This window comes from Variovorax sp. 10N420, from assembly GCF_056394705.1.
In genome coordinates, this window is record NZ_JBFTIJ010000002.1 from 119,075 (window position 1) to 133,115 (window position 14,041).

Consider the following 14,041-nt stretch of genomic DNA (forward strand, 5'->3'; position numbering starts at 1 on the left):
ACGGGAGACTGGCATTTCGACTCGCAACCGGCACGAGGAAATAGCCATGAACGATCCGAAGCGCCCCGCCCAATTCTCATGAGGGAGGCCATAGAAGCCTGGTTCTCCGAGCTGGGATGGGTGCCCTTCGGCTTCCAGCGCACCGTGTGGCAGGCGATCGCCGATGGGCACTCGGGCCTGCTGCATGCGACCACCGGCGCGGGAAAGACTTACGCGGTGTGGCTCGGCGCCTTGCTGGCCCTGGCCGAAGAAGCACCCACCCAAGCCGGTCCTCGCATCCGCCCGCCGGCCCCTTTGCGCGTGCTCTGGCTCACGCCGATGCGGGCGCTCGCAGCGGACACCCTGCGTTCGCTTCGGCAGTCGCTCGAAGCCCTCGCGCCTTCGATGCAACCCTGGAGCGCCGGGGCGCGCAGCGGCGATACGCCTTCAGCCGAGCGCGCCGCGCAAGACCGACGGCTTCCCAGCGTCCTCGTCACGACACCCGAGAGCCTGTCGTTGATGCTGTCGCGTGCCGATGCCGAGCAAACGCTCGGTTCGCTGCGTCTCGTGGTCGTCGATGAGTGGCACGAGCTGTTGGGCAACAAGCGGGGCGTGCAAGTGCAACTCGCGCTCGCGCGATTGCGGCGCTGGAATGCAGGCTTGCAGGTGTGGGGCATGTCCGCGACGCTGGGGAACCTCGAAGAAGCCATGCGAACACTGCTCGGCGGGCGCCAGGGCGTGCTGGTGCAGGGCGACGTGCCGAAGACCCTGGTCGTCGACTCGTTGTTGCCCGCGCACGCCGATCGATTTCCTTGGGCCGGACACCTCGGCATCACGATGCTGCCGCAAGTGGCCGACGAGATCGCCACAAGCCGAACGACCCTTGTCTTCACCAACACGCGCTCGCAGGCGGAGATCTGGTATCAGGCCCTGCTGGAGACACGCCCCGAGTGGGCCGGCGAGATTGCGCTGCACCATGGCTCCCTCGATCGCGCGGTGCGCGAATGGGTCGAACTCGGACTCAAGGCCGGCTCGCTGCGCGCGGTGGTGTGCACGTCGAGCCTCGACCTCGGAGTGGACTTTCTTCCGGTCGAGCGTGTGCTGCAGATCGGCTCGGCCAAGGGTGTCGCTCGCCTTCTTCAGCGGGCGGGTCGCTCAGGGCACGCGCCCGGCCGCCCTTCGCGCGTCACGCTGGTGCCCACGCACAGCATCGAGATCGTGGAAGGCGCGGCCGCGCGCGCCGCCATCGCGCAAGGGCACATCGAACATCGGCATTCACCCATTCAGCCGCTCGACGTGCTGGTGCAGCACCTGGTGACGGTCGCGCTGGGCGGCGGCTTCGCAGCGGATGCGCTCTATGACGAAGTCCGCGACACGGTGGCCTATGCCGACCTTTCACGCGAGAACTGGCAGTGGTGCCTGGATTTCGTCTCGCAGGGAGGCGCCTCTCTGGCGGCGTATCCGGACTATCGGCGCGCACTGCCGGGCGATGACGGCATCTGGCGCGTCCCCGATGCGCGACTCGCGCGCCGCCATCGCTCGAACATCGGCACCATCGTGAGCGATTCCAGCATGACTGTGCAGTACCTGAGAGGCGCAAAGTTGGGCAGTGTCGAGGAAAGCTTCATCGCGCGCATGAAGCCGGGTGATTGCTTTCTCTTTGGCGGCCGAATGCTGGAACTGGTGCGCGTGCACGACATGACTGCACTGGTACGCCGAGCCAGCGGGCGCCGTCCGGTCGTGCCACGCTGGAACGGCGGACGCATGCCCCTGAGCAGCACACTGGCTGACGCGATGGTCCAGCAGCTGGCGCTGGCAGGCGAGGGACGCTATGAATCGTCCGAGATGCAGCGTGTCCGCCCGCTCCTCGAGCTGCAGCAGAAATGGTCGGCGCTGCCCACGCCGCAAACGCTGCTGGCGGAGACTCTCGTGACGCGCGAAGGCACGCACCTGTTTCTCTACCCCTTCGCGGGCCGTCCGGTACACATGGGCTTGGCGAACCTCATCGCCTGGCGCGCCGCGCAGCATGCACCGGGCACCTTCTCGATCGCAGTCAACGACTATGGCCTGGAACTGCTCAGCGCCGAACCCGTGGACTGGCCCACGCTGCTGCCCGGGCTCCTGCAGCCGGGACATGACGCGCAAGCCCGCGAAGCCATCGCCTTGCATGGCGCCGACGAAGGCGAACGGATCGCGCTGCTGCACGAAGTGCTCGCGAGCCTCAACGCAACGGAACTCGCGCGCCGACGCTTTCGCGAGATCGCTCGCGTTTCCGGACTGATCTACCAGGGCTATCCCGGCGAGCGGCGCAGCAATAGGCAACTGCAGGCCTCGTCGTCGCTCTTCTACGAGGTCTTCCGCAAGTACGACCCGGCCAATCGGCTGCTCGCACAGGCGGAGCAGGAACTGCTGTCCCAGGAACTCGAGATCAACCGCATGCAGGCGAGCCTGCGGCGCATGGCGGCGCAGCGGCTGGTGCTGCGGCCGCTTGCAAGGCCGACGCCGTTCGCCTTCCCGCTGATGGTCGAACTGTTCCGCGAGAAGCTGTCGAACGAAAACGTCGCGGACCGCATCGCGCGCATGGTGGCGCAACTGGAAAAGGCGGCGGGCGATGAAGCGCGTTCGGAGGTGAGCAATGTGCAAGCGGTGTCCGCCAATCTGCAGTTCGGTGTAGATGCCGTCGATGCGATGTCGCCGACCACCAGCGAAGGCGAAGGCGGCAAGCCGCGCCGCTCGCCAGAGCGAAGAAGACGCGCAAACTAGAGAACCTAACCTGACATGGCTTCCAGCACACTGCCCTCATGCCAAGTCATCTGGGCCAATGAGCGACTGCATCTTCTGCCGGAGCGCGCGCTGTGGTGGCCGGCACGGCGCACGCTTTTTGTGGCGGACCTGCATCTGGGCAAGGCCGCCGCTTTCCGCGCGCTCGGCCAGCCCGTGCCTTCAGGCACGACAGGAGGCAACCTCGATCGGCTCGACGCGCTCATTGGCGGCCTCGAAGCGTCGGCCGTTGTTTTCCTTGGCGACTTCCTGCACGCGCGGGAGGCGCGAACCGCGCGTCTGCTGGATGCGCTGGCCGAATGGCGGACGCGGCGCCGCTCAGCGGCGATGACGCTGGTGCGCGGCAACCATGACAGCCGCGCCGGGGACCCGCCCCCTTCGCTCGACATCGAGATCGTCGACGAGCCATGGCTGCTCGGGCCCTTTGCCTGCTGCCATCATCCTCAACAGCATCCGACTCACTTCGTGCTGGCGGGGCATGTGCATCCGGTCTGCCGATTGCAGGGGCGCGGGCGGGACAGCGTGAAGCTGCCCTGCTTCTTGGCCGAAGGCAGGCAAGCCGTGCTCCCGGCGTTCGGCGAATTCACCGGTGGATGGATGATCGAGCCTGCACCGGAGCGCAGTTTTTACGCCGTCGGCGGCGGAGCAGTCTGGGCCGTTCCGGCACAGACCATCCGATGAGGTGGCCACGGGAAGCAACTGCCCGATCAGCCCCCGTCCTTCCCACCCTGTTCCTTCTCACCGCCTTCTTCGTCGTCGCTGCTGTCCGTTTCCTCGTTCTCCATGTCAGCGTCCGGGACCTTGGGAGGCGGCGGCTTCGCAGGCGCCGGGCCGCTGGGGGCAGTTGCGTTCATCGACGACTCCTTGAAATGCGCAGCGGCGAAGCTGCCTGCTGCATCGAGCCACTGTGGGAGCCGCAAAGCGCGGCGCGTGTCAGCCAGCCAGAGGGACGGATGTGCGACCGGGCCTATCTGACGAACTCACGTCCGGACAGCAGCCCGTTGGGGAACGAATCGCACGCAGAGAGCCATGAAAACCAGCAGCAGCAAAGATGCGTAGAGGCGGTTCAGGTGCAAGCCGCCTTCCTTGATCGGTTTGTCCAGGAAATCACCGAGCGTCGCTCCAAGAGGCCGCGTGAGCACGAACGCAGCCCAGAACAGCAGCGTGCGCGAGATCCGCGTCCAAAAATAGAGAGCGGCGACAACCGCCAGACCTCCGCCAAAAATCAGCGCGCCGATCTCGTAGCCGAGCCCGAGGCCGCCCCGGTCGGCGCCGGCCGTCCAATCGCCCAGTGCGGTGCCGAGCGTCTGCGAAAACAGGATCGTGACCCAGTAGAACCATTCGGCTTTCGGCGTGGTGATGCTCTCGACCGAAACCGTGCGCTCGGACCAATACCAGGCGCCCAAACTCACAAGCAGGAGGCAGGCAAGCAGGGCCACGCCGCCCGGGTAGCCGAGACCCATCGAGCGGTCCGCAAAATCCGCAATCGTCGTGCCCAGGGTCGTCGTGCCGACGATGGTCGCCCAGTACAGTGCCGGATGAAAGCGCTTGACCTTGACCTGGGCAGCGACAAGCCCCACGAAGATTGCCGTAAAGACCACGCATCCCACGAGGTAGCCGAGCTTGAGTGACATGGTTACCCAGTCGCCGCCAGTCTCGCCCAGCGTGGTCGCGGCGATCTTGATGATCCAGAAGCCCAGTGTGACTGCCGGGACTTTGCTCAGCCGGAAGTCCACATGTGAGCTTGCCGCAGTCGCATCCTGCATCGCATTCTCCTTGGAAGTGGGTTCGACGATATCGCTCGGACCTGATCCCAATCTGAATGCCTGCGGGATGGCTGCTGCCAGACAGACTCCCTTCAAGGCGTCAGGTGCTGAGCCCCTGAGAGGAATCTCCACCGGCGCGTCGCCCTCAAAGCCCCAGGTACGCCCGACGCAACCCCTCGTCCGCCAGGAGCGTGCTGCCGGGTCCCGACATCACGACCTCGCCATGCTCCAGCACATAGCCGCGCTGCGCCAGGCTGAGCGAACGGTGCACGTCCTGCTCGACCAGCAGGATCGTGATGCCGCGGGCATTGATATGCGGCAACTTCTCGAAGATGTCCTTGACCATGATGGGCGCGAGGCCGATCGAGGGTTCGTCGAGCAGCAGGAGCCTGGGTGACGTCATGAGCGCGCGGCCGATGGCCAGCATCTGCTGCTCGCCGCCGCTGAAGGAGCGCGCCCGCTGGCGCCGCCGCTCGCGCAGGCGCGGGAAGAGCGAGTAGACCCACTCGAGGTTGTCGCGGCTGCGGCGCTCGTCGCGCAGCACATCGCCGCCGACGCGCAGGTTGTCCTCGACCTCCATGTGTCCGAAGAGCCGCCGGCCTTCCATGACTTGCGCCATGCCCAACCGCGCGATCTGGTGCGATGGCTTGCCGCTGATGCGTTCGCCGCAAAAGCGCACCTCGCCGGCGAAGGCCGGCAGCGTGCCCATCACCGTGCGGATCAGCGTGGTCTTGCCGGCCCCATTGGCGCCGACCATGCAGACGATCTCGCCTTCGCTGACGTTCATGTCCACGCCGCGCAGCACCTGAACGTCGCCGTAGCCGGCGTCCAGTCCCTTGACTTCCAGCATCATGCGTGAGCCTCCCCGAGATACGCCTTCACCACTTCAGGGTCGTTCGCCACCGCATTCGGCTCGCCCTCCGAGATCTTGCGGCCGTGATGCACGACCACGATGCGGTCCGACATCTGCATGACTGCTTTCATGTTGTGCTCGATGACCAGCACACTGACGCCGGTACGGCGCAGGTCCAGCACCAGCGACACCATCTCCGCCGTTTCCACGCCGGTGAGGCCGGCCATCACTTCGTCGAGCAGCAGGAGCCGAGGCTGCGTGGCGAGTGCCTTCGCGACCTCCAGCCGCTTGCGTCCCGACAGCGTGAGCGTGCGGGCGACCTGCTGCTCGCGTCCACCGAGGCCGACGCGGCGCAGCACCTTCGTTGCCACCTCCGCCGCTTCGTCGCGGCGCGGATAGCGCAGGAAGGCGCCGATCATGGCGTTCTCGAGAACCGTCATCTCGCCGAAAGGCTTGACGATCTGAAAGGTGCGCACCAGCCCGGCGGCGCAGATGTACGCGGCGCTCTGGCCATCGACCCGGCGGTCCGCGAACCAGATCTCGCCGTCGGTGGGCGCGAGGAAGCCGGAGGCCATCGCAAACAGGGTCGTCTTGCCGGCGCCGTTCGGACCGATCAGGCCGACGATCTCGCCTTCATCGACCGAAAAGCTGACGTTGTCGGAGGCCCGCAGGCCGCCGAAGCTCTTGCCGACACCGCGGAATTCGAGCAGCTTCATGGTGCGCCCTCGGCGGCGCCGAGGGCCGCGGCCCGAGTCGCGCGCCTGCGCTCGCACCAGCGCTCGAAGATCGCCATCAGCCCGCGCGGCTCCCAGCGGATCACCAGCATCAGCAGCAGGCCATACAGCATCATGTCGACGCCGACGAGGCCACCCGAGACGGTGCGCGCGAGTTCCTCGCCCGGCAGCAAGAGCAGCGCACCGATGATTGGTCCCCACAGCGTGCCGCGTCCGCCGATGATGCAGACCACCGCGATGACCACGCCGAGGTTGGCGCCGAACACCTTGTCGGGGCTGATGTAGAGCACGAACTGGGCGTAGAAGGTGCCCCCCAGCGCGGTCAGCGCGGCACTCAGCATCGCGGCCAGCATCTTGTAGCGCAAGATGGGCACGCCCAGAGCCAGCGCCGCTTCCTGGTCGTTGCGCACCGCTGCGAGGTAATAGCCGAAGCGGCTGCGCAGGATCTGGCGATTGATGAACCAGGCGGCTACCGTGAAGACCAGGGCGATCACGTAGTAGAACTCCTTGCGTGTGTGCTGGAAATACAGCGGCGCGTCGCGCAGCAGGGTCACTTCCATGCCGCGTGGCCCGCCCAGCAGGCTGTCGGCGTTCTCGACCAGCGTCTTGAGCACCATCGCGGTGGCGATGGTCGCCAGCGCAAAGTAGGCGCCGCGCAGTTGCATGCATGACAGACCCACCACCACGGCGGCGACGACGGCGATGGCGGCGCCGGCCCACATGCCGAGCCAGGGGCTGAGCCCGAGGTGCACGAACAGCCAGGTCGAGCTGTAGGCGCCGATGCCGAAGTAGGCCGAGTGGCCGAGCGAAAGCTGACCGGCAATGCCGCCCAGGATGTTCCACGACAGTGCAAGATAGGCGTACAGCAGCGTGAGGACGGCGATCGACAGCAGGTATTGGCTGTCGGTCAGGAGCGGCACGACGACCGCGGCGGCAATAAGCGCCAGCCTCGCGCCGGCAGGGAAAGTGCGGGTGCTCATCATTCGTTCTCCACGCCGAAGAGTCCGCTCGGGCGGAAGTACATCACGCCGAGGAACAACAGGAAGATCAGCGCTTCGGCGTAGGTCACCGGAATCAACTGGCTGCCCACCGATTCGAGCACGCCGACGATGATGCCGCCCCAGAAGGCGCCAGCCACCGAGCCGATGCCACCAAGCACCACGATGACGAACGCCCGCATGCCGAAGGTGTCGCCGACGAAGGGGTTCGCCGGATAAAGCGGCAGCAGGAGCGCGCCGGCAACGCCGAGCACGCCCAGGCCGATGGCGAAGGACAGCTGGTAGACACGGGCGCTGTCGATGCCCAGCACCCCGGCTGCCTCGCGATCCTGACCCGTGGCGCGGATCGCGCGGCCGGTGCGCGTGTAGCGCAGGAACGCGACCAGCCCGCCCGTGATCAACGCGCCAAACACCAGGCCGGCCACTTGCGGGTAGGTAAAGATCAAGTCGCCGACAACCAAGACCTCGTTGGCCCACGGACTGTCGACCGAGCGGCTGTCGGGGCCCACCAGCGCGAGAAACCCGTAGTCCATGAAGATCCACAGCCCGGTGGTGAAGATCAGCACGCCGATGGGTTCGCGTGCGATCTCCTTGCGGTAGATCGCATCAATGAGCCAGCGCTGGCACGCGTAGCCGACCACGAACAACACCACCGCGGTCAGCGGCGCGGTGACCAGCGGGTGCAGCCCGGCCTGGGTCGCCAGCGCGTACGACACGTACATGGCCATCATCAGGAAGGAGCCGTGCGCGAAATTGATGATCTTCATCACGCCGAACTGCAGGCTCAGGCCCAGCGCGATGAGGCCGTAGATGGCCCCGCTGGCGATACCGCTCAGCAGGGCCTGTAGATAGGTGCTCGACAAGAAGTGCTCCTTGCGGAAGAAATGAAAGCCGGCCGCCTTTGCGGGGCGGCCGGTCGCGGCGCACGCGGCGCGCGCGGCGTTCAGGGCGCGGATGCGTTCGCCGGCCACACCATGCGGTAGGTCTTGGACGCCAGGTTCTCCGGCCAGATGGTGCGGTACTCGCCGGCCGGCGTGATCTGCTGCATCACATAGCGCTTCTTCGGGTTCTGGCCCTTCTCGTCGATGACGATGTCATAGCCGACCAGCTTCGTGAGATCCGTGCCCTCGATCCGGGTCTTCGCGAGCGCATTGCGGATGGCCTCGGGGTCGGCCTTGCCGGCGCGTTCCAGCGCATCCTTGATCACCCAGGTGGCGACGTAGGCGCTCACCGAGAGCTCGTTGGGCTCGACCTTGTTCGCAGCCACGAACTCATCCCAGAACTTCTTCGCGAAAGGCGTCGTGATCGAAGACTCGTAGCCGGCCCAGCCATTGGTGGTGAACACCTGGCTCGCGATGCCCTTGCCCACCAGCGGAATGAAGTTGCTGTCGATCTGCCCGCCCGCGCTGCCGACGTAGGCCATCGCGCCCACCTGCATTTGCGCCAGCAGCTTGTGCAGTTGCACGGCGTCGGCCGAGTAGGCGGTGACCGTCACCACGTCCGGCTTCTTGCCCTTGATCTTGAGCACCAGCGGACGCAGGTCCGGTGAGTTCGGCGGATAGCCTTCGTCGAGCACGACCTCGATGCCGGCCGCCTTGAACTTGGCGCGGAGCGTGTTGGCCATGTCCTGGCCCCAGTCCGTGTTCTCGTAGACCATGGCGACCGTCTTGGCCGGCTTGCCGGTGGCCTTGCCAGCGAACGAAACGAAGTCGGCCATGCTTTCAGCGTTGGACGAGGCCGGCACCTGCGTCGGACGAAACACGTACTTGAAGCCACGCTCGGTGATGTCGGCCTTGGCCGCGAGGTCGACCACCCACGGCGTGCGGTACTTCTCGGCCACTGCGGTTGCCGGGAAGGTCACGCCGCTCTGGAAGGCGCCCAGCAGCACAGGCGTCTTCTCGCGCGTGATCAGGCGCTCGACCTCGGTGATGGCCACCTTGGCATCGCCGCGCGTGTCGACCTCGATCAATTCGAGCGGCGCGCCGCCCATCGACTTGATGCCGCCGCTTTCGTTGATGTGCTTGACGGCCAGGTGCGTGGCACGCGACATGTCCTTGCCGATCGATGCCGCGGCGCTGCCTGACAGCGGAATGAGATAGCCGATCTTCACTGGATCGGCGGCGTGGACGAGGCTGGCGCCGAGCAGGCTGCTGGCGACCAGTGCGCCGGCAAGGCCGGCTTTCAGATGACGACGGCGGTGGTTGTTCATGGTGTCTGTCTCCTTGTAGAAAAAGAAAGTGCCGGATGGCGTCTCGAAAACTCAACGGTCGCTCGGCGCCCCATCCAGGACTTCATAGACCGCTTGAACCAGCCGGTCCGCGCGCGCATTGAGCAGCACGCCCGGGCCCATCCGGTTCATCGTGTAGCCGAAGCCCAGCCGGCGCGATGGCGAGGCGAAGGCCAGCGAGCCGCCCGCACCGACGTGGCCGAACGCGTCGCGGCCGAAGCAGGCGCTGTCCAGTCCCCGTGCCCGGTTGTCCATCTGGCGCATGAAGCCGGCCGCGAAGCGCGTCGGCACCCGCAGGCAGGCATCGTCGTGCGTGGCGGAAGACACCGCCGTGGCCTTGGCCAGCGTGTCTTCCCGGAGCAGCCGGAAGCCGCCCAGCTGACCGCCGCAAGCCAGCGTGCCGTACAAGCGCGCCAGGCTTCGTGCGTGGGTGATTCCACCGGCCGCGCCGATTTCGGCCGCGTGGCCGGCCCGGCTGTTGAAGCCGCTCGGGCGCCAACCGCCGGTGTTCTTCATGTACAGCGCGGTGGGGCTTTGCGGCTCCTGCATCAGCGCGCGTTCGAACGCGTTGCCGGGCACCGAAATCGGCGCGGGCGGCGCAATGGTAGCGACTCGCGACTCCTCGCTCGACGGCAGCCCGATCCAGAAGTCCAGGCCGAGCGGCTGCGCCACGTGCCGATGGAAGAACGTGCCGAGCGAGCAGCCGCCGATGCGCCGCACCAGTTCACCGAGCAGCCAGCCATAGGTCAGCGCGTGATAGCCCACGCGCGTGCCTGGGGCCCAGAATGGCGCCTCCCGTTCGAGCCGTTCGACCATGAATTCCCAATCGAAGGCCGCTCCATCAGGCAGGCGCTCGCGCAGCGCCGGCAGTCCCGCGGAATGGTCGAGCAGCATGCGCGTGGTGATCGATTCCTTGCCGGCGCCGGCGAAAGCCGGCCAGTAGCGCACGACCGGCTGGTCGAGGTCGAGCTCGCCGGCCTCGGCCAGCAGATGAATGCACAGCGCGGTCGCCGGCTTGGTGTTCGAGAACACCACGCTCATCGTGTCGCGCTGCCACGGCGTGCCGCCTTCGGCATCGGCCCAGCCGCCCCAGAGGTCGACAACGCACTCGCCGTCGATCTCGATGGCGAGCGACGCGCCGAGTTCGCCACCGTGGACCAGGTTGTGCTCGAAGGCCGCGCGCACCGCGTCGAACGCAGGTGCGCAATGGCCGGCGCTGGGCGGCAAGGCTTTCAAGTCGGACATGGTGCGGATCAGCGCGTGAGCGGCGCGCGGGCGCCGAAGCCGAGCAGGTAGCGCGCGTCGTTCGACAGCGTGGGCACCACTTCAGGCGGCAGCGTGCTGGTGAAGTCGGCAAACAGGCGCAGCCACGAGACGTTGTAGTTGCAAAGGATCGCGCGGCGCTGGCCATCGGTGTGGTTCGGCCCGGAGCGGTGCCAGGTGTTCGACAGCCAGATCGCCACCGAGCCTGCCGGCGCGGTGAGGGTCACTTCGCCTTCGAGCGGATCGCTGCCCCAGGGCGGCGACTTGCGCAGCTTGTGGCTGCGCGGCATCACGCGGGTGGCGCCGTTCTCGGCGGTGAAGTCGTCGAGCATCCAGACGTTCTGCAGCGTCAGCGGAAACTCGGGCAGCGGCTCGGCGATCTGGCCCAGCGGCGCATCGACGTGCCAGGCCCCGCCGCCGGTGCGCGGCCCGATGCTGGTGGATTGGAAGTCGTGCAGATTGCAGTCCTGCCCCATGACGTGGCGCACCATCGGCAGCACCACCGGGTGCTCGATGAGAGGGATCAGGTCGGGCGCCTTGTCGAGCAGGTTCCACACCCGTTGCGACTGGTCGTTGTCGAACAGCGTGGGCAGGTGCAGGAAGTTCTTCGACACCTTGTGGATCGGCACGGGCCAGCGCGTGTCGGCGTTGTCGCGGCGGTACTGGTGGATGCGCGCCACCATGCGCTGCGCCTCGGCGTCGCTCACCGTGTAGTGCTTCTTGTAATAGGCGAGGATCTCCGCGTCGTCGTCGTGCTGTTCGCTGTCGGGTGCCAGCGGATTTGCAAGCTCATGGGCCATCACCTCTGCCACGCGTTCGCGCGCTTGCGCGAGCTGCGCGGCATCGAGCACGTTCTCGATCACGGCGTAGCCTTCTTCGGCAAGTTGGGTTTGCAGGGCCTGCAGATTCAGTTCGGTCTTCATGGTGTCCTTGGAGTCCTTGGAGGAAGCGGGGAGATCGCGACGGGTTCGAGGGTGTTGCGCGCCAGCTTGCCGACGCTGGTACGCGGCAGCCGTTCGACGATGCCGACGCGGCGCGGTACCTTGTAGGCCGCGAGCTGCGCGGCGCAGTGATCGAGCAGACGCTGCACGTCGGGCCGATGGCCGGGAGCCGGCGTCACCCAGGCATGCACCACCTGGCCCATGCGCTCGTCGGGTGCGCCGAACGCGGCCGCCTCGCCCACTTCGGGCTGCGACAGCAGCACCTGCTCGACTTCGATCGGGTAGACCTTGAAGCCCGCGACGTTGATGGTGTCGTGCTTGCGGCCCTGGATGTAGACGTAGCCCTCGTCGTCCCTCAGTGCGACGTCGCCGGTATAGAGCCAGCCATCGCGCAGCGTGCGGGCCGTCAGCTCGGGCAGGTTGCGATAGCCGGCCATCACCTGTGGCCCGCGGACGCGGATCTCTCCGGCTTGCCCGGGTGGCAACGGCGTCGCGCCGTCTTCCACGTCGACCACTTCAAGCTCGCAGGCGGGCACCGGCAGGCCCACCGAACCCGGCCGGCGTTCGCGGTGCATCGGGTTGAAGGCCAGGCAGGGGCCGGCCTCGCTCATGCCATAGCCCTCGTAGATTGCGCAGCCGGTCGCCTGCTCGAAGCGCATCAGCGTCTCGCGCGGCAATGGTGCGGCGCCCGAGAAGCAAGCCCGCAGGCTGGCCAGCGCCTCGCGCGGCAGGCCGGGCTGCTTGAGGATGTCGTAGAAGATCGTGGGTGCTGCGGACATCAGCGTGACGCGATGGTCCGCGATCGCCTGCAGCGCCGCCTTGGCGTTGAAGCGGCGATGGATCAGCAATTCGCCGCGCGCGTACAGGCACAGGTGCAGCGACATCGACACCGCGGACACATGAAACAGCGGCATGGTGCACAGCACGATCTCGGCGCCCCGTTGGGTCGGCAGCCACGCTTCGCGCTGCGCGATGTTGAAGGCGAGCTGCCGATGCAGGATGTTCACGCCCTTGGGCAGCCCGGTCGTCCCGCCGGTGTACTGCAGGGTGGCCAAGTCCTGGTGCGTGGGAAGCTTGGCCGGCAGCGCGCAGGCCTCTGCCTGCAGTGCGACGAAGCCGCTGCCGTCTCCCGTGCACCACAGGGCCTCGCGGGGCAGCGCCGGCCGCAGTGCCTGCAGGTCGATCGTCACGCTCTGGTCGAACAGCACCATGCAAGGGTCCGCGTCTCCGAGCATGTGGGCGATCTCGCGCACGCTGTAGCCTGGATTCAGCGGCACCACTTGCGCGCGCAACGCATGCACCGCAAACGTGGCGACCGCGAGGTCGAGCGAATTGCGCATGACCAGCGCGACCCGGTCGCCGGGCCGCACCCGCGCGCCGAGCCGTCGCGCGACCGCGCCCACGAGTCCGGCGTACTGCCCATAGTTCAGGCGCACGCCCTCGAAGCTGAGCGCCGGGCGCTCAGGCGCTTCGGCGGCGGCATCGAGCAGCAAGTGCACGACCGATTCCGGCACAGACGGCAAGCCGACCGTCTCTCCATCGATTCGCGTCATTTGCAGTCCGGGCCGGCCTCGCGCCGCTTCTTGAGGTCGCTGGCTTCCCACACCGTGCGCCGGCCGCTTTCGTTGCCCAGGAGGGTGATCGGGTCCTTGTTGTCGATGTGCCCGTACTGGCCCTTGTAGATGCTGTAGCCGCACAGCTCCTGCAGCCGACGCGGGAGACGCCGCGCCACGTCTGCGGGTATGCCCAGCTGCAGGTTTTCCTGCTGGCGCAGCCAGCCCGCGCAGTAATAGCACGAGAGCGCATAGCGCCGCATCGACGTGGTGTTGGCGCCGCCCTTGTGCCAGAGCGCGCTGTCGAACAGCATGACGCTGCCGGCCTCCATGGTCGCCTGCGCCGTCTCGATCTCGGCACCGTAGGGCGGCGAACTGGGCTGCTTGTGGCTACCGGGAACGATATGCGTGGCACCGTTGTCCGATGTGAAATTGCTCAGTGCCCAGATCGCGTTGATGGCCAGCGGTGCGCGCGGGCGCGGCAGCGGGATCTGCTGCGTGTCCTCGTGCAGGGGCTGTGCCTCCTGGCCGGGGCCGAGCGTCAGCGAGCACAGCGACGACAGCAGCAACTCGCGATCGAGCAGCCGCTCGGCCAGCCCGAGCACTTCGGGCTGCAGCGGCACCGTCCAGAACAGCTCGTCGTGCACCAGCAGGTTGTTGATGCGGACGGTCTTGAGCCCTTCGAATGAAGTCTTGGCATAGCCGAAGCCGTGCTCGGCCTCCACCCGGAGCAAGGCCTCGGTGAGGGCGAGCACACGGGATCTCGGAATGATCTCGGGCAGCACGACGAAGCCCTCACGCTCGAATGAGGCGAGCCACTCGTCCATTTGCTCGGATGTCGCCATCGGCGTTGTCTCCATCGTTGTCGAACAGGGTGCCTATCGTTGCCCGGGCCGGCCGCCAGGGCCAGAGCGCAGCGTCCACGGCGAACGTGCAAAGCGTCCAC

At 67.0% G+C, this 14,041-nt stretch carries 13 protein-coding genes; 2 read left to right on the forward strand and 11 right to left on the reverse strand.

Going from position 1 to position 14,041, the window contains the following annotated elements:
• Positions 1–78 precede the first annotated feature (78 nt).
• Together AC1DEK_RS05020 and pdeM are read left to right on the forward strand one after the other, a co-directional pair.
• Positions 79–2,742 (forward strand): ligase-associated DNA damage response DEXH box helicase, encoded by a 2,664-nt coding sequence (locus AC1DEK_RS05020; RefSeq protein ID WP_478124121.1) that lies wholly within the window; start codon positions 79–81, stop codon positions 2,740–2,742.
• A 15-nt stretch (positions 2,743–2,757) separates the two neighbouring features.
• Positions 2,758–3,441, forward strand: a complete 684-nt coding sequence (pdeM, locus tag AC1DEK_RS05025) for a ligase-associated DNA damage response endonuclease PdeM (RefSeq protein ID WP_478124122.1) — start codon at positions 2,758–2,760, stop codon at positions 3,439–3,441.
• Positions 3,442–3,467: 26 nt separating this feature from the next.
• Here pdeM and AC1DEK_RS05030 read toward each other — a convergent pair whose 3' ends face one another.
• The 11 genes from AC1DEK_RS05030 to AC1DEK_RS05080 all read right to left on the reverse strand — a co-directional run bounded on the left by AC1DEK_RS05030 (position 3,468) and on the right by AC1DEK_RS05080 (position 13,940).
• Complete coding sequence (locus AC1DEK_RS05030) at positions 3,468–3,614, reverse strand: hypothetical protein (protein ID WP_478124123.1); 147 nt, start codon at positions 3,612–3,614, stop codon at positions 3,468–3,470.
• 126 nt (positions 3,615–3,740) lie between these two features.
• On the reverse strand, positions 3,741–4,526 hold the full coding sequence (locus AC1DEK_RS05035) for a COG4705 family protein (protein ID WP_478124124.1): 786 nt from the start codon (positions 4,524–4,526) through the stop codon (positions 3,741–3,743).
• Positions 4,527–4,671: 145 nt separating this feature from the next.
• Positions 4,672–5,379, reverse strand: coding sequence for an ABC transporter ATP-binding protein (locus tag AC1DEK_RS05040; RefSeq protein ID WP_478124125.1), 708 nt, complete (start codon positions 5,377–5,379; stop codon positions 4,672–4,674).
• The gene (locus AC1DEK_RS05045; protein WP_478124126.1) at positions 5,376–6,095 is read right to left on the reverse strand and encodes an ABC transporter ATP-binding protein; all 720 of its coding nucleotides are present in this window, start codon (positions 6,093–6,095) and stop codon (positions 5,376–5,378) included. The genes AC1DEK_RS05040 and AC1DEK_RS05045 overlap by 4 nt, the downstream gene beginning before the upstream one ends.
• Positions 6,092–7,093 (reverse strand): branched-chain amino acid ABC transporter permease, encoded by a 1,002-nt coding sequence (locus AC1DEK_RS05050; RefSeq protein ID WP_478124127.1) that lies wholly within the window; start codon positions 7,091–7,093, stop codon positions 6,092–6,094. The genes AC1DEK_RS05045 and AC1DEK_RS05050 overlap by 4 nt, the downstream gene beginning before the upstream one ends.
• Positions 7,093–7,974, reverse strand: a complete 882-nt coding sequence (locus AC1DEK_RS05055) for a branched-chain amino acid ABC transporter permease (protein ID WP_478124128.1) — start codon at positions 7,972–7,974, stop codon at positions 7,093–7,095. The genes AC1DEK_RS05050 and AC1DEK_RS05055 overlap by 1 nt, the downstream gene beginning before the upstream one ends.
• A gap of 80 nt (positions 7,975–8,054) precedes the next feature.
• Positions 8,055–9,320: an ABC transporter substrate-binding protein gene (locus AC1DEK_RS05060; RefSeq protein ID WP_478124129.1), complete on the reverse strand. Its 1,266-nt coding sequence runs from the start codon at positions 9,318–9,320 to the stop codon at positions 8,055–8,057.
• Positions 9,321–9,371: 51 nt separating this feature from the next.
• Positions 9,372–10,583, reverse strand: coding sequence for a serine hydrolase domain-containing protein (locus tag AC1DEK_RS05065; protein ID WP_478124130.1), 1,212 nt, complete (start codon positions 10,581–10,583; stop codon positions 9,372–9,374).
• An 8-nt stretch (positions 10,584–10,591) separates the two neighbouring features.
• Positions 10,592–11,524 (reverse strand): phytanoyl-CoA dioxygenase family protein, encoded by a 933-nt coding sequence (locus AC1DEK_RS05070; protein WP_478124131.1) that lies wholly within the window; start codon positions 11,522–11,524, stop codon positions 10,592–10,594.
• Entirely contained in the window at positions 11,521–13,095 is a 1,575-nt protein-coding gene (locus AC1DEK_RS05075; protein ID WP_478124132.1) for a class I adenylate-forming enzyme family protein, read from the reverse strand. Before AC1DEK_RS05075 ends, AC1DEK_RS05070 begins: the two co-directional genes overlap by 4 nt.
• Entirely contained in the window at positions 13,092–13,940 is an 849-nt protein-coding gene (locus AC1DEK_RS05080; protein WP_478124133.1) for a phytanoyl-CoA dioxygenase family protein, read from the reverse strand. Before AC1DEK_RS05080 ends, AC1DEK_RS05075 begins: the two co-directional genes overlap by 4 nt.
• Between the last annotated feature and the right edge of the window lie 101 nt (positions 13,941–14,041).

Excerpts from the sequence above, each read along its gene's own strand:
- AC1DEK_RS05020 (WP_478124121.1), top strand. The coding sequence starts at position 79 with ATGAGGGAGGCCATAGAAGCCTGGTTCTCCGAGCTGGGATGGGTGCCC.
- pdeM (WP_478124122.1), top strand. The coding sequence starts at position 2,758 with ATGGCTTCCAGCACACTGCCCTCATGCCAAGTCATCTGGGCCAATGAG.
- AC1DEK_RS05030 (WP_478124123.1), bottom strand. The coding sequence starts at position 3,614 with ATGAACGCAACTGCCCCCAGCGGCCCGGCGCCTGCGAAGCCGCCGCCT.
- AC1DEK_RS05035 (WP_478124124.1), bottom strand. The coding sequence starts at position 4,526 with ATGCAGGATGCGACTGCGGCAAGCTCACATGTGGACTTCCGGCTGAGC.
- AC1DEK_RS05040 (WP_478124125.1), bottom strand. The coding sequence starts at position 5,379 with ATGATGCTGGAAGTCAAGGGACTGGACGCCGGCTACGGCGACGTTCAG.
- AC1DEK_RS05045 (WP_478124126.1), bottom strand. The coding sequence starts at position 6,095 with ATGAAGCTGCTCGAATTCCGCGGTGTCGGCAAGAGCTTCGGCGGCCTG.
- AC1DEK_RS05050 (WP_478124127.1), bottom strand. The coding sequence starts at position 7,093 with ATGAGCACCCGCACTTTCCCTGCCGGCGCGAGGCTGGCGCTTATTGCC.
- AC1DEK_RS05060 (WP_478124129.1), bottom strand. The coding sequence starts at position 9,320 with ATGAACAACCACCGCCGTCGTCATCTGAAAGCCGGCCTTGCCGGCGCA.
- AC1DEK_RS05065 (WP_478124130.1), bottom strand. The coding sequence starts at position 10,583 with ATGTCCGACTTGAAAGCCTTGCCGCCCAGCGCCGGCCATTGCGCACCT.
- AC1DEK_RS05070 (WP_478124131.1), bottom strand. The coding sequence starts at position 11,524 with ATGAAGACCGAACTGAATCTGCAGGCCCTGCAAACCCAACTTGCCGAA.
- AC1DEK_RS05075 (WP_478124132.1), bottom strand. The coding sequence starts at position 13,095 with ATGACGCGAATCGATGGAGAGACGGTCGGCTTGCCGTCTGTGCCGGAA.
- AC1DEK_RS05080 (WP_478124133.1), bottom strand. The coding sequence starts at position 13,940 with ATGGCGACATCCGAGCAAATGGACGAGTGGCTCGCCTCATTCGAGCGT.